The sequence below is a fragment of the Hymenobacter glacialis genome (assembly GCF_001816165.1).
In the GTDB taxonomy this organism is placed as follows: Bacteria; Bacteroidota; Bacteroidia; order Cytophagales; family Hymenobacteraceae; genus Hymenobacter; species Hymenobacter glacialis.
The window spans coordinates 156,704-172,972 of record NZ_MDZC01000112.1; the positions used below are offsets into that span (position 1 = coordinate 156,704).

Sequence of the window (16,269 nt, forward strand, 5' to 3'; positions counted from 1 at the left end):
TGATTGTTTACGTGCTGTTGCCGCGGGTCGGTTTTGTGAGGGTGAGCTCAAGTGGAGCCAGCTACCAGGTTGGAAAAAACCTTCAACCGTCCTTCCTGATGAGCCAAAAAAAAAGCCTGGCACGAGGCCGGGCTTTTTTTTCAGGGGCAATGGACGCTTGCCGCGTCTGGTTGCTTATACGTTGGCTTTGCTCAGTTGGGGAGCATCGCCGGTGGCAGGAGTCATGTCCTCGCCAGCGTCGCGGCGCTCCCGCGCCTCTTTCTTGCCGTAGGTGTCGAGGATAATAGGCGTGGCGATGAACAGCGACGAGTACGTGCCGAAAATCATGCCGATTATCATCGAGAAGGAGAACGAGCGCAGGGTCTCGCCACCGAAGATGTACAGCACGATTACCACCATCAGAATGGTCGAAGACGTGATGATGGTCCGCGAGAAGGTCGAGTTCAGCGCCGGGTTCACCACCTGGGCGAAGGTCAGCTTGGGGTTTTCGTGCAGGTACTCCCGGATACGGTCGTAGATAACCACGGTGTCGTTCATGGAGAAGCCCAGCACCGTGAGCACGGCGGCCACAAAAATCTGGTCCATCTCATACACCACGCCGAAAGCGCGGGCAATGGGGAAGGCCGCGATTACCAGCAAAGCATCGTGAAACAGCGCCACTACGGCCGCCATGGAGTACTGCCACTTGTCGAAGCGCAGCAACACGTAGACGAAGATGCCCAGCAGCGTGAGGCCCAGCGAGAGCACCGACGTCCGCTTGATGTCATCGGCAATGGTAGCACCCACTTTCGAGGCCGACGGCACCTGCGGATTGGCCGAAGCAAAATTCGTCAGACCCTTGTCCAGGGCAGCCCGCACCTTCTGGTCGGCCTCCACGCTTTCGTCGTTGGCCAGGTAGCCGGTGGTCACACGCAGGCGCGACGGGGCGCCGTACTGCTTTACCTCCAGGCCCGAGCCTTCAAAGGCGGGGCGCAGCTGCTGGGCTACGTCCGAGGCCACCATGGCTTTGTTGAAGTCAATCACGTAAGCACGGCCGCCTTTGAAGTCCACGCCCAGGTTGGGGCCGCCCTGGTAGGCCATCAGGCCAAAACCAATAAGGATGATAATGGCAGAGGTCACGTAGGCGATTTTACGCTTGCCCACGATGTCGAAGTTCAGGTTCCTGAACAGGCCACGCGAAACAACGGTATCGAAGGTCAGGCTGTGGTCTTCGCGGCCCTTCACCATCCACTCGATGATGAGGCGCGACACGAACACCGCCGACAGGAACGAGGTGAGCACGCCAATGCCTAGGGTGATGGCGAAGCTTTGCACGGGGCCGGTGCCGAAGAAGCCGAGGATAACGGCAATCAGCATGGTGGTCACGTTCGAGTCGAAAATAGCCGAGAAAGCACGCGAGTAGCCTTTGTTGATGGCGTCGGGCACGTTGAGGCCGTGGGCCAGCTCTTCCCGGATTCGCTCAAAAATCAACACGTTGGCGTCAATGGCCGAGGCAATCACCAGAATCAGACCGGCAATGCCGGGCAACGTGAGGGCCGTGCCAAACTGCGCCAGCATGCCCATAATCAGGAACATGTTGAAGAGCAGCGACACGTCGGCCACTAGGCCAGCACGGCCGTAGTACACGGCCATGAAAATCATGATGATAACCAGACCCGCCAGCGACGAGTACAGGCCCTGGTTGATGGCTTCTTTGCCCAGCGAAGGACCCACAATGGCTTCTTCCACAATGCGCGTGGGCGCGGGCAGCTTACCAGCCTTCAGCTGATTGGCCAGGTCCTGGGTGTCTTCAATGGCGAAGCTGCCCGTGATGCTGGTGCCGCCGCCGGTAATCTCGCTCTGCACCACCGGGGCCGAAACCACGTAGTCGTCGAGCACCATGGCTACCTGACGGCCAATGTTGGCACCGGTCATTTTAGCCCACTTGCGCGAGCCAGCGGGGGTCATGTTCATCAGTACTTCGGGCTGGCCGTTCTGGCCAATGTCGGCGCGGGCGTCGCTGATAACTTCGCCGCTCATGGGCGGTACGTTGTCGCGGGTTTTGCGCACGGGCACCAGCTCCAGGTACTCCTGCTTGTCGATGGTGGTGGGCTTCAGGTTCCAGAGCAGGACCAGGGTGGGGGGCAACACGGCCTTCGCCTCAGGCGAACGCAGGATGTTGTTCATACGGGCAGTGTCGCGCAGGTTCACGCCCAGGCGGCCGGGCATGGTGAAGAGGCTGGCCAGCTGGCCGCCCTGCGTAGAAGTAGCGGCCGAATCAGTGGCGGCTTCTTTGGTTTTCTTGGCCAGCTGCGCAGCCAGCGACGTGGTGTCGGCGGTAGCGGCAGTTTCGGCAGTGGCAGTGGCAGTAGCGGCAGAACCACCTGCCTTGTTGGCGGCGTCTTTGGCCGACAGCTGCTGGTCGAGCTGCACGAGGTAAGGACCTACTTCGTTCTGGTTCCATACTTCCCAGAACTCCAGCTTGGCCTGGCCCTGCAGCAGCTTGCGCACGCGGTCGGGGTTGTCCACGCCGGGCAGCTCAATTTGAATGCGGCCGGTGCCCTTCACGCGCTGAATGCTGGGCTGGTTCACGCCGAACTTGTCGACGCGGGTGCGCAGGATGTTGAACGAGCGGTCAATGGCTTCGTCCACTTCTTTGTTGATGGCGGCCAGCACCTTGTCGTTCGACGAGTTGATGTCGATGTTGCGGCTCTTGTTGGTGGTGTTGGCAAAAATGGTAGCCAAGGGCTTGCCGGGCGCAGCCGCCTGATACGCCTGCGAAAACAGCGCCGTGAAGGGCGTGCCCGAATTGGTTTTCTGAGCCAGTTGCGCCTGCTCCAGCGCCTTGTTGAAGGCGGCGTCCTTGCTGTTGCCGCTCATGGCTTTCACAATTTCCACCGGCGAAACCTCCAGCGTCACGTGCATGCCGCCTTTCAGGTCGAGGCCGAGGCCCAGCTCGCTCTGGCGCACCTCGCGGTACGTGAACGGGCCGTATACCGGCGCGCGCCACACCGAGTCGAGGTAGTGCTGGCGGGCCGCTTCGTTGAGTTTGCCGTTGGTGGTGGCGTATTCCACGGCCTTCTGCTGCACCCCACGCGAGACGTAGGTGAAGAACAGAAAGTACGCGCACAGCGCCGTCACCACAAGGGTTAGGGCGATGATTAATCCTTTATTACGCATTTGGTTGAGTTATGAATTTTGAATTATGAGTTATGAATTGGGCCGACTGAAAACGAAGAATTATGAGCTAAGAATCGGGCGTACCAATTCATAACTCATAATTCTCAATTCATAATTTCCTCTAAGGTGCCTGTGGCGAAAGCGCCACGGCCAGCAGCCGCGCCCGGAAAACCTCGCCGGCTCGCACGCCGGCCAGCAGGCGCGGCACGGCTAGGGCCCGCCGCAGCGCGGGGAGCCACAGGGCGGGTACGGCGCTCGGCAGCCAGGCCACGGCGAGCGGGGCCACAAAATGGTCCAGCGTCGCGGTGGCTTCCAGTAGTACTTTTTGCTTGACCACCGTCGCCTTGGGCGGGGCCGTCAGCCGATTCTCTCCCTTGCTCACGGGCAGGCGCAGCACACTCACGGCGCGCTGGTTCAGGCCCAGCACCAGCAGCACCGAAACGGCGAGCAGGGCATAGCGCAGCGAAAACCAAAAGCGGGACAGCAAAAACAACATGGGCGTAAACGGGGACTACAAAGATAATCTTTTGCCGGGAATGTTAGGAGACAGCGTCACAAATAACCTTGGTAGCTCATGCAAGCCTTATTTCAACGCTTCAAACGTGTACTGGGCATCGGTCCAGAAAGCGTCCAGGGCAATGAGACGGGGCTTAAAAAACGAGATAAGCGCCGGCCAGTCGTCCCGGTTGAACAGATTCACCGGACTCAGCTCCTTATAAATGCGGCTGAAGGGCAGGCCCTGCGCATCGGTGGCGTGGGCCTCCCAGGTCCACGCCTCGCCCAGGGTTTCGTGCAGCACGTTCTTCACTTCCTCAAACTGCTCAAAAAACAGCTCCCGAATGCCCGCGTCCGGATGGGCCAGCTCGATGGCGATGGTGGCCCGGCGGTTGTCGGCCTGCATCCGGAAATACACGTGCTTGAGGCCGGTTTTGTAGTTTATCCAGTTGGTGGTGTCGCCTTCGGCCGAAGGCACCGGCGCCATGTACTGGCCAAAAGCCGTCCAGAAAGCCTGGCGTAGCTGGTTTACTTCTGCTTTGCTATACATCGGAACGAAGACACGAGCCCACCGGAGGCAGGGCCGGGGTGGGCAACTATATAGGCCAAAAAGAAGGCTCCGGCCGCTACTGGAGCCACCGGAGCCTTGTACTACATTGCTAAGTTAAGAGCCACGCCCTACTCCGCTGCCGCAACTTTGCCCTGCAGGAAACCCACCAGCACCTCCAGGCCCTTCTCGAAGTGCCGGTTGTTGGGGATTACGATGTCGGCGTAGTGCTTGTAGGGGGCAATAAACTGCTCGTAGGTGGGGGCCACGTGGTGGGTGTAGCGGTAGAGCACATCGGCCAGGTCGTAGCCCCGCTCGTCGCGGTCGCGGATGATGCGGCGGTGTAGCTTCACGTGTTCCTGGGCGTCGATGTACACCTTCAGGTTGAGCAGCTTGGCAATTTCCTCGAAGTGAAACACGAAAATGCCCTCCACCACTACAATGGGCGCCGGCCGAAACACCAGCTCCTTGGGCGTGGCCGCCGCGTTGTTGAACGTGTACTCCGTGCGCCGCACCTCGTGGCCCTGGCTGATGCGCAGCACGTCGTCGGCGTAGGCCGCGGCGTCGATGCTGGCAGGCAAGTCAAAGTTTTCCACCCCTTTGTCGTCGCGCATCTGCTTTTCGCGGGGGTGGTAGTAGTTGTCCTGGGAAATGAGGCAAATCTGGTCTTCGGGGAAGGCCGCCAACAGCCGGCGCAAAAACGTGGTTTTGCCAGAAGCGCTGCCGCCAGTGATGCCAATAAGATAAGGGGTGTGCATAGCAGGCAAAGATAAGGCTACGCGGGATGCGCAACGAAGAGCGGAGCGGGTGCAATCAGAAATACGGCCTTCACGGCCTCATCCCGCATTTAAATACGCCAGCAATTTCGACACGGCGCGGGCCCGGTGGCTGATGCGGTTTTTTTCAGTGCCGCTCATTTCGGCGAAAGTCCGGCCATCGCCCTCCGTTGGCACAAAGACGGGGTCGTAGCCAAAGCCGCCCGCGCCTCGGCCCTCTTTTATAATAGTACCGGCTACTTCGCCATCAAACTCGTGCACGGTGCCATCGGCCTGGGCCAGGGCTACCACCGTGCGGAAGCGCGCCGAGCGGTCGGTGGCTCCGTGCAGCTCCTGCACAAGCTTGGCCACGTTGTCCTCGGCCCGCCGTTGTGGCCCGGCGTAGCGCGCCGAATACACGCCCGGCTCGCCGTTGAGGGCGCTCACTTCCAGGCCGGTATCGTCGGCGAAGCAGGCTACGCCGTAGTGCTGGAGCACGTACTCGGCCTTCTGGCGCGCGTTGCCTTCCAGGGTGTCCTGAGTTTCGGGCAACTCTTCCGCACAGCCAATGTCGGCCAGACTCAGCAGCGTGAGGCCGGGTGGCAGCAGCGGCCGGATTTCATCCAGCTTGTGCGCGTTGTTGGAGGCAAAGCAGAGTTGGTTAGGCGTTGGCATTTGTATGCGGGAAGTGGAAGGGCAAAGGTGGGGCAAAAGTAGCGCCTTGCGGTGCCCTTCGGCCGGGCCCAGCCACAGGCCGCGCCAGCAAATGGTTCGCAGCGGCTCTCCCATATAAGTATTGCCCGGCGTCATCGGGACACCACCCGAAACGCGACGGGAGCGCAACGACCCCACCTGCAGCAGTGCCGGGGCCCACTATTCGGCCATTAGGTAGCGGCCATCCAACTCGGCAACGCCCACTGGCAGCGCTGCTTAGACGAGAATTATTGGGTCCGGAGTTGGGTATTTACGAGCTAAGCCGTACTTTTGCAATCCCTTCCGCAAAATCGGCAGGGTTCAACTGGTAAAACTGGCCCCCGATATGAAAAAAGAGACCCACCCCGAGTATCAGGAAGTCGTGTTTCAGGACACGTCCTCGGATTTTAAGTTCATCACCCGCTCCACGATGAAGCCGACCGACACCATCACGATGGAAGACGGCAAAACCTATCCCCTGGTGAAGATTGAAGTGAGCTCCGCCTCGCACCCCTTCTACACCGGCAAAAACATGTTCATCGACACCGCCGGTCGCGTGGAGAAATTCCGTAGCCGTTACGCCAAGAAAGAGCAGAGCAGCGCCAACAAAGAATAGCTTTCTGTTAGCTATCAGCCTAAAGCTGATGGCTGTTAGCTTCTCAAAACTCCTTCCGGTTCCGCCGGAAGGAGTTTTTTTATGGCCTGAGCTCAGCAGCTTGCCGTAAATTTGGGTCTGCTCACAAAAAGCTAACCGCTAGCGGCTATTAGCTAACAGCTTTAAAAACAATGCACGTTCTGCTCTTCGACGACCCGGCCATTCGGCCGCACCTGTTGCCTTTCACCTTCACGCGGCCGGTTGCGGCGTTGCGCTGCGGCATTCTTACCCTGGCCGAGAAGTGGCAGCACCGTCTGGGGGTTGCATCGGTGGGCCACCTCACCCAGCCCTACCTGCAAGCCAAGTTCCCGGCGGGCGACGTGAGCGGCCCGGCCCTCATCATCAACGGCGCCGTGTGCCCCGACGACCTGCTCACGCGCCAGGTGCAGGCCCTGCAGCCCGGCCAGGCCCTCTACAGCGACGACCTGCTGGTAGCAGCTTGCGTCGCCGATGCCTCGCAGGTGGCCGAGCTGATACAGGACGGCCTGCCCGAAACCCGGCAGGTGGCCGAGCCCGTCACCGTAATTAGCCGGCCGTGGCACCTGTTTTTGCGCAACGGCGCCGAAATCCGCCGCGACTTCGCCCTGCTCACCCACGGCCGTACCTCCGAGCCGGTGAACGACCCGCACACCATTGTGTACGGCGCCGAAAACATATTTATTGAGCCCGGCGTGAAAATCCGAGCGGCCATTCTCAATGCCGAGGACGGCCCCATTTACCTGGGCAAAAACTCGCAGGTGCACGAGGGCGCCATCATCAAGGGGCCGCTGGCGCTGTGCGAAGGCTCGCACATCAACGCCGGCGCCAAAATGCGCGGCGACAACACCGTGGGCCCACACTCCAAAGTGGGCGGCGAAGTGGGCAACAGCATCCTGCTGGGCTACGCCAACAAGGGCCACGACGGCTACCTGGGCAATTCCGTGATTGGCGAGTGGTGCAACCTAGGCGCCGATACCAACACTTCAAACCTAAAGAATAACTACGCCTCCGTGAAGGTCTGGAGCCATGTAGCGGCCCGTTTCGTAGATACCGGCCAAACCTTTTGCGGCCTGATGATGGGCGACCACAGCAAGTGCGGCATCAACACCATGTTCAACACCGGGACGGTGGTGGGCGTGGGGGCCAATATTTTCGGGGCGGGTTTCCCGCGCACGTTCATCCCAAGCTTCAGCTGGGGCGGCGCGGCTGGTTTCGAGACCTTCAAGCTGCCCAAAGTAGCCGAAGTGGCCGAGCGGGTAATGGCCCGGCGCGCCTTGCCTTATGATGAGGTGGAGCAGGGAATCATGCAGGTGGTTTTTGATGAAACCGCCAAGGATAGAATCTGGGAAAAGGCCAACGCATGACCTTCGCCGAAATCCCCAACCAAGCGGCCGTGAAGCAGCTCCTGCGCCAGTCGGTGCAGCGGCAGCACGTGGCGCATGCCCAGCTTTTCCGGGGCAGCGAGGGCGGCGCGGCGTTGGCCCTGGCCCTGGCCTACGCGCAATTCCTGAACTGCGAAGCGCGCCCCGCCGATGCCGAGGATAGCTGCGGCCACTGCCCGGCCTGCACCAAGACCGCCAAGCTGGCCCACCCCGACCTCAACTTCGTGCTGCCCGTGACCACTACCAAAGCGGTGACCAAGGATGCGGTGAGCAGCAAGTTCATGGCCGAGTGGCGCACCTTCGTGCTCGACAACCCCTATCAGGGCCTCAACGACTGGATGCAGCACATTGGGGCTGAAAACAAGCAGGGCAACATCTCCAAGGACGAAGCCGTGCAAATCCTCAAGCTGGTGAGCCTGAAGGCCTTTGAGGCCCGCTTCAAAATCGTCATTCTCTGGCTGCCCGAGCTCATGCACCCGGCCGCCGCCAACGCCGTGCTCAAGCTGCTGGAGGAGCCTCCGCCTTCCACCATCTTCCTGCTGGTGAGTTTCGCGCCCGAGCAGCTGCTGCCCACCATCATCAGCCGGGTGCAGCCGGTGGTGGTGCGCCCGTTCTCGGAAAACGACATCACCGACTACCTCCACGGCCACTACCACGTGCCCGAGGCCAAGGCCCGCCAAGTGGCGCAGCTGGCCGATGGTAGCCTGGGCGCCGCCATCGCCAGCCGCGACGCTAACGCCGACCATAACTACTTCGAGTTCTTCGTGAAATGGATGCGCATGGCCTACAGCTACAAAGCGGCCGATATCCTGAAGCAGAGCGAGGAATTTCAGAAGCTGGGCCGCGAAAGCCAGAAGGAGCTGCTGAGCTACGCGCTGGGCTTGATACGCAAAGTGTTACTCTTTGGTATCGACCCGAAATTTGTGCCCCACCTGCCGGCCGGGGAGCAGGATTTTGTGACCAAATTCTCCAAGCTGGTAACGCCCCGCAACGCCGACCTGTTGACCAAAGAGCTGACCGATGCGCACTACCACATCGAGCGCAATGCCAACCCCCGAATGGTATTCGTGGACAGCTCCCTGCGACTGGGCGGTTTTATGAAGGTTTGAAGACTGTCATGCTGACGAAGGAAGCATCTTGTCACTGAAGTAGTTATTAAAAGAAATAAGAACATCATGCTGAGCGCAGCCGAAGCATCTCTACTGCAACACTAATCACAGTTACTACTGCGGTAGAGATGCTTCGGCTGCGCTCAGCATGACGGTCTAACGATTACATCCAACTATGACCATTCGTCTCGCTACCCGTGCCAGCCGCCTCGCCATGTGGCAAACCGAACACGTGGCCAGCCTGCTCCAGAAAGCTGGTTTTGCTACCAAAATCGTACCCATGCAAACCACCGGCGATGCTATCCAGGACCGGTCGCTGGCCAAAATAGGGGCCAAGGGCGTATTTACCGAAGAGCTGGAAGTGAGCCTGCGCCGGGGCGAGACGCACCTGGCCGTGCACTCGGCCAAAGACGTGCAAAGCACCATCCCGGCCGACCTGGAACTGCTCGCGTTCCTGGAGCGGGAGCAGGTAAATGATGTGGTGCTGAGCTTCAACGAGGCGTTTTCGTTGGATAAACCCGGCATTGTGTTGGGCACCAGCAGCACCCGCCGCAAGGCCCAGCTTCGGCGTTTCTACCCCGAAGCCAGCACCGCCGAAGCCCGCGGCAACCTCCAGACTCGCCTCCGCAAGCTGGAGGAAGGGCAATTTGATGCGCTGGTGCTGGCCTACGCCGGCGTGCACCGCATGGGCTACCACCACCTGGTGCGCGCCACCCTGCCCACCCACCGGTTTGTGCCCGCCACCGGCCAGGGCAGCATCGCCATCGAGTGCGCTGCCAGCCTCGACGAAGGCCTCAAAGCTCAGCTTAAAGCGGCTCTGGACCACCCCGAAACCCACACCTGCCTGCTGGCCGAACGCTCCTTTCTGCACACCATGGAGGGCGGGTGCAGCATCCCGTCCTTCGCCCTCGCCACCCTGGCTGGCGGCGTGGTCCGGCTGCACGGCGGCCTCATCAGCCTCAGCGGCGAGGAATACGTGGAGGAAATTCAGGAAGCTCCCGCCGCTGATGTGCTGGCGCTGGGCATCGCCGTGGCCGACTCGGTACTGAACCGGGGCGGGCGCGAGATATTGGCCAGCATCCGCCAGCACCGGGGCTAGCTGTTCAATGCCGCTGTTCGGTGCTGGCTGTATTTTTGCCATTGTTTTTATTTCATTATACCTGCTATGAATTTCTCCTTTCAACGCCTGGGCCTGTTGTTTCTGGCCCTACTATGGCTAGTCGGCCCGGTTCTGGCTGCCAGCAAACCCGGCAATCCCGGCAAAAAAAGTAACAAGGACGAGGTAGTGACCGTCACCACCTCGCAGGGCGTCATTCGACTGATTTTATTTGACGACACCCCGCGGCACAAAGAGAATTTCCTGAAGAAAGCCAAGGGTGGTTTCTACAACGGCACCACGTTTCACCGCGTCATTCCCGGGTTTATGATTCAGGGCGGCGATGCCAATTCCAAAGACGCTGACCCGAGCAACGACGGCCTGGGCCAGCCCGGCGAGGGCACCATTCCTGCGGAAATCAGCGCCGGGCACCAGCACAATTTTGGGGCCCTGGCCGCTGCCCGCCAGGGCGACTTTGCCAATCCCGAGCGGGCCAGCAGCGCCAGCCAGTTTTACCTCGTCGAGAACCGGGAAGGAACCCACTTTCTCGACGGGCAGTACACCGTTTTTGGCCAGGTGATACAGGGCCTGGATGTAATCAGTAAAATCGCGGCTCTCTCCCGCGATGGTCGCGACCGCCCCATTGCGGACATCAAAATGACCCTGAAGGTGGACAAGCTCAAGCGCAAGAAAATAGCGGAGCTGTACGGCTATACGTACCGCTGACTCACTCTTTAATAACCAATAGACTAAGCCCGCAGCAACCATGAAATTCCTCCTCACGGGCACCAATGGACTGCTGGGCCAGAAACTGGTGGGGCGGCTCCGGCAGCAGGCCGGGGTGGAGCTGGTAGCCACCTCGCGCGGTGCCAACAAGCTTGCCGGGCTCTACCCCGACGTGCGCTTTCTGACCCTGGACGTGACCGATGCCGCCCAGGTGCGGCGCGTGCTGGCGCAGGAGCGCCCCACCCACCTTATCCACACAGCGGCCATGACCAATGTGGATGAGTGCGAGCTGCACCCGGCCGCGTGCTGGCTGCAAAACGTGACAGCCGTGGAAAACCTGGTGCAGGCCTGCACGGAGCACGCCGTTCACCTCACGCACCTGAGCACCGACTTTGTTTTCAGCGGCAGCGCCGGGCCCTTATCCGAGGAGGCCGTGCCCGGCCCAATCAACGTGTATGGCGAAAGCAAGCTGGCCGCCGAGCGGGCGGTGCAGGGCAGTGCCAGTCCGTGGGCCATTGCCCGCACCGTGCTGGTGTATGGGGTGGCCCACGACTACGGCCGCACCAACATCGTGCTGTGGGTGCGGGATTCCCTGCGCGCCGGCACCCCCATTAAGGTAGTGGCTGACCAGTGGCGCACGCCCACCCTGGCCGAGGACCTGGCCGAAGGCTGCTGGCTGCTGGCCCACCATAGCGCACAGGGCATCTACCACCTCAGCGGCTACGAAATGCTGACACCGTACGACATGGCGGTGCACGTGGCCGACTATTTTGGGCTTGATAAACGCTTGCTTACCAAAGTAGATGCCAGCACGTTTTCGCAACCGGCCCGGCGCCCGGCCCGCACGGGCTTCCTCATCGGTAAGGCCCGCCGCGAATTGGGCTATGCCCCACGCACGTTTGCCGAAGGCGTGGCCCTCGTAGCAGTCCAAAACCCTGTGAATTGAGTAAAAAATAACCCGCCGGGGTAGACGGCGGGTTAAAACTCAACAGGGGTAGCCAGTGAGCAGAAATTACAATACCTGGATAGAATGGGTAGAGAAGTAAGTCGGATAGGATGAGTTAGAAGCTGAAAAAGTAACAGGCTGGATTAGTAGCGGGAAAGGAAATTCAAGACTGGGGCCACACGCCCACCAGCAGGCCGCCTACCATCACGGCAGTGCGGGCATGTAGCGCGGCTTCGGCCAGTGCACGGGGCACAATCATACCGTCGGGGGTAACAAAGTCGACACCAACCGAGGCAGTGTGAGCGGGCTGAACAAGCGTATTCATACGCCTGGCAGTGACTAGAGAGGGATAAATAAGCAGATACATAACAAATTAGGTAGAGAGAGGAGAGCAAGTAGGGTGGCATTACAGGACGAGTCATCCGTAAGGCCATACAATGTTACAGGCGCTTTGTGTCTAGAAAAAGGACATAACTACTGAAAATGAGACAAGCAAAACCTGTTATTTCTGCTGAAAAAACACAATTAATTGCTCCTTAAAACCGAGTTTTATATATGCTTCTGCAGTGATATGTTTAGTCAACGATTTGATTTGCACCAAATAGCGTCGTGCTTGTAAAGGACAGGTTTAAGGTTGTATCACTCGAAAAAAACACGCATTTGTGACATTGGGACCCCTCTCACCACCCCAGATTGCGACCTTTTTTTTGCGGGCTTGAGCCTCAACACTACGGCAATAATTTCTCTTGAGCAGCACGATGTCGGCTCAGGGAATTGAGGCTTATAATGCTTATTATCAGGCATAAAGCCGGGAAAACGAAAGCCCACCAGGCACTGGGCTCGTTCCTGATGGTGGCCATTAGCCGCCCCCAGCTGGCCACATCGGGCGCCAGGCCAATGCCTAAAAACGACAGTGTGCTCTCCAGACCCAAAAGTCCCGCCACGCTAAGCGGAAGAGACGTGCGTAGCGGCTGCAAGGCGTGTGGCAAGGCGTGACGCATCCACACGCGTTGCGGAGAAATGCCAGCTGCCTGCGCGGCCTCCACAAACGGCAGGGTGCGCACTCGCAGCATTTGGGCCCGCACCAGCCGTGCCGGAAGTGGCCAGGAAGTGAGCGTGAGCAAGACGAGCAAGCCCGGAATGGAAACGCCCGTGCCCGCCGCCATGGCCACCACCAGCACCAGCCGGGGCACGGTGTCCAGGGTAGTGGCAGCGCCCACTACCACCGCATTGAGCGGGATGGGCCAGCTGGGGAAGCGTTGCTTGCGCACCCCAAAGAGAAGGGCCATGCCCAGCCCCACGGCAGCTACTACCAGCCCTAATAGGGGCACGGGCAGTTGCAGGGCCCACCACCCCACGCCACCGCCCAGCAACCAATATGGCACGGCCAGCCGGGTGGCATTGCCCCAGAAGCCCGCCGCGCCCCCTGCCAAAGCTCCCAGCACCGCCGCCAGCACCGCCGCGGGTAGCGTGAGCAACACCGCCGTGCGTGCCCCAAACACCAGGATGCTCAGCACGTCGCGCCCCTGCGGGTCGGTGCCCAGCCAATGCCCTACGGCCTCCAAGGGCGGGGTAGCAATGTTGGCCAGGTCCGGCGAGTTGGGCGGGTATGGCAATGGCAACACCGGCGCCAGTGCGGCCACCAGCACCACTACGCCCAGCCACAGCACGGCCAGCCACTGCGACCAACGACGGAAAGCAGGGGTCAGGAGTGCCACCGGATGCGCGGGTCAGCCCAAAAATAAACCAAGTCAGCCAGGAGCAGGGCCAGCAGCCGGGCCGCTCCTATCAGCAGTATCCCGCCCACCAACACGGGGTAGTCGCGGGCGGCGGCGGCATCAGCCAGCAGCCGGCCCATGCCGGGAAGCGCAAACACTACCTCCACCACCACGGCGCCCGCTACCAGGGCCGGAAGCAGCTCCGCAATGAGGGTAATGGTAGGCAGCAGGGCATTGCGCAGCGCATGATGGCGGATAATGGCCTGCTCGGTCAGGCCCTTGGCGCGGGCGGTGGTGGCGTAGTCGCTGCGCAGCTCCCGGGTGAGGGCCCCCGACAGATGCAGCGTAAGCTCAGGCAGCGCAGTGAGCGTGAGTGCCGCAACGGGCAGCACCAAGTGCAGCGCATATTGGCCTGCCTGGCTCCAGGTATCAAGGCCGGCATCGGCGGCCTGGAGGCCGTAGGCTGGAAACCAGGCTACTACCTCCGGGTTTGCCAGGGTGAGCAGCAGCGCTAAAGCCACCACAAACAGGGGCAGCGCGTGCAGCACCACCAGGGCAGCCTGCAGCAAAGAGTGCCCCCGCGGCCGCCTAGCAAGGCGCTGCCCTAAGCCGAAAGCGCACAGCACCGCCAGGAAAGCGGCGGTGCCCGTTAGCGGCAGCGTAAACGACAAGGCCCGGCCCAGCCGGGCCGTCACGGCTTCCCCCGTTCGGAACGAAACGCCCCAGTTGCCGCGCGCGAGTCCCATTGCCCAGTGGTGGTACTGGTTGTGTGCACCGTTCCAGCGCCATTTCACCCAATGCAGCTGCGGGTCGGTGGTGCGGCTTAGGTAAAACAGGGGCAAGTCGAGCCCTAGGCGCTGGCGTAAGGCGGCTTGCTGGGTGGCCTGGTCCGCGGCGCTGCCAGCGCCCGGGCCGGCTGTGGCTTCGGTGGCATCGGGCAGGGCCAGCCGCACCGCGGCATCGATGTCCCGGTAGCTCAGCAGAAACACCACCGAAGCCAGTGCCCACACCGCAAGTCCCGTCTGGGCCAGCCGCCGAAGTGCCACGCCAACCATGCTTACGGAGCAGGCGAAGGCTGCGGCGCCCGCACCAAGGTCTTCACCGCATAGCCGGGTTTAAGGCTGGAAACCTGCAGACCGGTAAGGCTGCTGCTGGCGGCCACCCGGTTGGGTAGAAAGAACAGCGGCACCACGGGCATTTCCCGCTGCATCAGGGCCTGGAACCTACGCAGGAGGTGGGCCCGGCGCTGCTCGGTTTCTGCGGTGGTAATCGCCTCAATAAGGTGGTCGCTGGCTGGCGTATCAAACCCCGTGGTGTTGCCCGCACCAATGGCCTCGGAGTGGAAGATGGGGGTGAAGTTGAACATGAAGGGGTTGCCGTTCAGCATGCGCACATACACATCAAAGTCGCCAGTATGCACGGAAGACGAAAAAGTCCCGGATTCGGTGGGGAGCAGCGTTACCGGCACACCTATTTTGGCTGCTGCCGCCTGGAATTGCAGGGCCACGGTCGCAAATAAGGTCTCCTCGGCCCGGTACCGCACCCGGAGGGCCAACTGCTGGCGGGGGCGGTTGGCCACTGCGCGCACCCATCCGGCGTCGGCTTCGGGGCCGCGCTGCCACCCGGCCTGGCGCAGCAAGGCTGCCGCACGTTTGAGGTCGAAAGGTATCAACGCCAGGCTATCGTTGTAATTAATGCGATTGGCCGGACTCAGGATGCCCACAGTGCGGGTGCCCGCGCCCATCTGGGTGGCTTCTAGCAGGCCGGCCGCATCGAAGCAATGGCTGAGAGCCTGGCGGGTCAAGGCGTCGGCCAAGACCGGCTGCCGGGTGTTAAAGCCCGCCATCACCACACTATAGGAAAGCGAGGAATACAGCCTGAGTGGGTTGCTGGTGCTGGGGGAAGTTTGCAGGCGCGCATATTCTCGTGCGGGCATTTGCGGATACACATCCAAATCGCCGCGCCGCAGGGCCAGCGTGGCCGTGGCCGCATCGGGAATGATGACGTATTCCAGCTGTTTGGGTAATGCCTGCAGCACCGCGGGCACGGGCTGTAGCTGGGCGTCGGGCCACCAGTTGGTTTTGCGGCGGAGGGTGAGGTACCGGTCTCTTTCCCACGCTACCAATTCATATGGGCCGCAGCCTGGCAAAAGACCGGGCAATTGGTCCGGCGAGGCGGCCCGGTAGCGCCGGGCCACGTCCAGCAGCACGGTATCGGCCGGTGCCGTTACTGGCCGGCGCTGCAAAGCCCGCAACGAGTAGCGACGCAACTGCCCGCGCGGGTCAATAGCTGCTTCGGACAGAATGGGGAAGTCTCCCGAGGCCACCAAATACTCCAGCGACTGCCCCCGACATACCAGCGTGAAGCGGCGCGGAGCAGTCGCGGTAGTCGTTATGTCCTCAATAAAACCGAAGCGGGCGCGGGCGGCCTCGTTGGGCAGGTCCGGGCAAAACATCAGCTTCAGCGTGAAGGCTACGTCGCTGGCCAGCACGGGGCACCCATTGTCCCAGGCGGCCGCAGCTCGTAGGGTGTAGCGAAGCTCGGTGAGCGAATCGCCAATTAAGTGCGTGGTGGGCAGGCTTTCGGCCAGTACGGGCGCGTATTTGAGTCGGGTTAAATCGACTTCCAGCAACCCGAGGTGTAATAAGTTGACGGCATCCAGCGATGCCTGATTGGAGAACTGGAACGGGTCCAGCGTTTCCGGGTCATGGGACCATCTTACCCGAATGACATCAGTATCAGCACGCTGAGGAGAGCAACTGTAGAGCAATCCTGCGATTGTGATACAGAGCAATTTTCTGAGCGAGTGTTGCGTCATGCGAGGTGCCTAAACAGCTACTGCGAAAGCAGGAGGGCAAGATAGGCATGAAACGGGAGGCTACTCCTGCGCTTTTTAAGCCGCGGCCACGTCGTTGCCCCAGCCGCCGCTGCCGATGGCCGCCACGTCGTTGCCCCAGCCGCCGCTGCCGATGGCCGCCACGTCGTTGCCCAGCCCGCCGCTGCCAATCG

The 16,269-nt window shown here is 61.0% G+C and carries 15 protein-coding genes; 6 read left to right on the top strand and 9 right to left on the bottom strand.

Annotation, left to right across the window (positions count from 1 at the left end):
• Positions 1 to 174: 174 nt before the first annotated feature.
• The 5 genes from secDF to rdgB form a co-directional block, all read right to left on the bottom strand.
• Entirely contained in the window at positions 175 to 3,159 is a 2,985-nt protein-coding gene (gene secDF, locus BEN48_RS16310) for a protein translocase subunit SecDF (RefSeq protein ID WP_070736088.1), read from the bottom strand.
• 121 nt (positions 3,160 to 3,280) lie between these two features.
• A complete protein-coding gene (locus BEN48_RS16315) occupies positions 3,281 to 3,655 on the bottom strand; it encodes a hypothetical protein (protein ID WP_070736090.1) in 375 nt (124 codons plus the stop codon).
• An 87-nt stretch (positions 3,656 to 3,742) separates the two neighbouring features.
• A complete protein-coding gene (locus BEN48_RS16320) occupies positions 3,743 to 4,204 on the bottom strand; it encodes a DUF4268 domain-containing protein (protein WP_070736092.1) in 462 nt (153 codons plus the stop codon).
• A gap of 128 nt (positions 4,205 to 4,332) precedes the next feature.
• Positions 4,333 to 4,959 carry a uridine kinase family protein gene (locus BEN48_RS16325; RefSeq protein WP_070736094.1) on the bottom strand — a complete coding sequence of 209 codons (627 nt, stop codon included), beginning with the start codon at positions 4,957 to 4,959 and terminating at the stop codon, positions 4,333 to 4,335.
• A gap of 78 nt (positions 4,960 to 5,037) precedes the next feature.
• On the bottom strand, positions 5,038 to 5,631 hold the full coding sequence (gene rdgB / locus BEN48_RS16330) for an RdgB/HAM1 family non-canonical purine NTP pyrophosphatase (RefSeq protein WP_070736096.1): 594 nt from the start codon (positions 5,629 to 5,631) through the stop codon (positions 5,038 to 5,040).
• 364 nt (positions 5,632 to 5,995) lie between these two features.
• Here rdgB and BEN48_RS16335 point away from each other — a divergent pair, with 364 nt between their 5' ends.
• From BEN48_RS16335 to BEN48_RS16360, 6 genes are all read left to right on the top strand, one after another.
• Positions 5,996 to 6,265: a type B 50S ribosomal protein L31 gene (locus BEN48_RS16335; protein ID WP_035557454.1), complete on the top strand. Its 270-nt coding sequence runs from the start codon at positions 5,996 to 5,998 to the stop codon at positions 6,263 to 6,265.
• Positions 6,266 to 6,435: 170 nt separating this feature from the next.
• Positions 6,436 to 7,647 carry a GlmU family protein gene (locus BEN48_RS16340; RefSeq protein WP_070736098.1) on the top strand — a complete coding sequence of 404 codons (1,212 nt, stop codon included), beginning with the start codon at positions 6,436 to 6,438 and terminating at the stop codon, positions 7,645 to 7,647.
• On the top strand, positions 7,644 to 8,774 hold the full coding sequence (locus BEN48_RS16345) for a DNA polymerase III subunit (RefSeq protein ID WP_070736100.1): 1,131 nt from the start codon (positions 7,644 to 7,646) through the stop codon (positions 8,772 to 8,774). The genes BEN48_RS16340 and BEN48_RS16345 overlap by 4 nt, the downstream gene beginning before the upstream one ends.
• Positions 8,775 to 8,949: 175 nt before the next feature.
• Positions 8,950 to 9,873, top strand: a complete 924-nt coding sequence (gene hemC / locus BEN48_RS16350) for a hydroxymethylbilane synthase (RefSeq protein WP_070736102.1) — start codon at positions 8,950 to 8,952, stop codon at positions 9,871 to 9,873.
• A gap of 66 nt (positions 9,874 to 9,939) precedes the next feature.
• Positions 9,940 to 10,596, top strand: coding sequence for a peptidylprolyl isomerase (locus tag BEN48_RS16355; protein WP_070736104.1), 657 nt, complete (start codon positions 9,940 to 9,942; stop codon positions 10,594 to 10,596).
• A gap of 40 nt (positions 10,597 to 10,636) precedes the next feature.
• Entirely contained in the window at positions 10,637 to 11,542 is a 906-nt protein-coding gene (locus BEN48_RS16360) for an SDR family oxidoreductase (RefSeq protein WP_070736106.1), read from the top strand.
• Between the two features lie 163 nt (positions 11,543 to 11,705).
• Here BEN48_RS16360 and BEN48_RS19210 read toward each other — a convergent pair whose 3' ends face one another.
• The 4 genes from BEN48_RS19210 to BEN48_RS16375 all read right to left on the bottom strand — a co-directional run bounded on the left by BEN48_RS19210 (position 11,706) and on the right by BEN48_RS16375 (position 15,892).
• On the bottom strand, positions 11,706 to 11,867 hold the full coding sequence (locus BEN48_RS19210; RefSeq protein ID WP_158010229.1) for a hypothetical protein: 162 nt from the start codon (positions 11,865 to 11,867) through the stop codon (positions 11,706 to 11,708).
• A 403-nt stretch (positions 11,868 to 12,270) separates the two neighbouring features.
• Positions 12,271 to 13,260 carry an ABC transporter permease gene (locus BEN48_RS16365; protein ID WP_125932700.1) on the bottom strand — a complete coding sequence of 330 codons (990 nt, stop codon included), beginning with the start codon at positions 13,258 to 13,260 and terminating at the stop codon, positions 12,271 to 12,273.
• Positions 13,248 to 14,315: an ABC transporter permease gene (locus BEN48_RS16370; RefSeq protein ID WP_070736109.1), complete on the bottom strand. Its 1,068-nt coding sequence runs from the start codon at positions 14,313 to 14,315 to the stop codon at positions 13,248 to 13,250. Before BEN48_RS16370 ends, BEN48_RS16365 begins: the two co-directional genes overlap by 13 nt.
• 2 nt (positions 14,316 to 14,317) lie before the next feature.
• Complete coding sequence (locus BEN48_RS16375; protein ID WP_070736111.1) at positions 14,318 to 15,892, bottom strand: ABC transporter substrate-binding protein; 1,575 nt, start codon at positions 15,890 to 15,892, stop codon at positions 14,318 to 14,320.
• Between the last annotated feature and the right edge of the window lie 377 nt (positions 15,893 to 16,269).

Excerpts from the sequence above, each read along its gene's own strand:
- secDF (WP_070736088.1), bottom strand. The coding sequence starts at position 3,159 with ATGCGTAATAAAGGATTAATCATCGCCCTAACCCTTGTGGTGACGGCG.
- BEN48_RS16315 (WP_070736090.1), bottom strand. The coding sequence starts at position 3,655 with ATGTTGTTTTTGCTGTCCCGCTTTTGGTTTTCGCTGCGCTATGCCCTG.
- BEN48_RS16320 (WP_070736092.1), bottom strand. The coding sequence starts at position 4,204 with ATGTATAGCAAAGCAGAAGTAAACCAGCTACGCCAGGCTTTCTGGACG.
- BEN48_RS16325 (WP_070736094.1), bottom strand. The coding sequence starts at position 4,959 with ATGCACACCCCTTATCTTATTGGCATCACTGGCGGCAGCGCTTCTGGC.
- rdgB (WP_070736096.1), bottom strand. The coding sequence starts at position 5,631 with ATGCCAACGCCTAACCAACTCTGCTTTGCCTCCAACAACGCGCACAAG.
- BEN48_RS16335 (WP_035557454.1), top strand. The coding sequence starts at position 5,996 with ATGAAAAAAGAGACCCACCCCGAGTATCAGGAAGTCGTGTTTCAGGAC.
- BEN48_RS16340 (WP_070736098.1), top strand. The coding sequence starts at position 6,436 with ATGCACGTTCTGCTCTTCGACGACCCGGCCATTCGGCCGCACCTGTTG.
- BEN48_RS16345 (WP_070736100.1), top strand. The coding sequence starts at position 7,644 with ATGACCTTCGCCGAAATCCCCAACCAAGCGGCCGTGAAGCAGCTCCTG.
- hemC (WP_070736102.1), top strand. The coding sequence starts at position 8,950 with ATGACCATTCGTCTCGCTACCCGTGCCAGCCGCCTCGCCATGTGGCAA.
- BEN48_RS16355 (WP_070736104.1), top strand. The coding sequence starts at position 9,940 with ATGAATTTCTCCTTTCAACGCCTGGGCCTGTTGTTTCTGGCCCTACTA.
- BEN48_RS16360 (WP_070736106.1), top strand. The coding sequence starts at position 10,637 with ATGAAATTCCTCCTCACGGGCACCAATGGACTGCTGGGCCAGAAACTG.
- BEN48_RS19210 (WP_158010229.1), bottom strand. The coding sequence starts at position 11,867 with ATGAATACGCTTGTTCAGCCCGCTCACACTGCCTCGGTTGGTGTCGAC.
- BEN48_RS16370 (WP_070736109.1), bottom strand. The coding sequence starts at position 14,315 with ATGGTTGGCGTGGCACTTCGGCGGCTGGCCCAGACGGGACTTGCGGTG.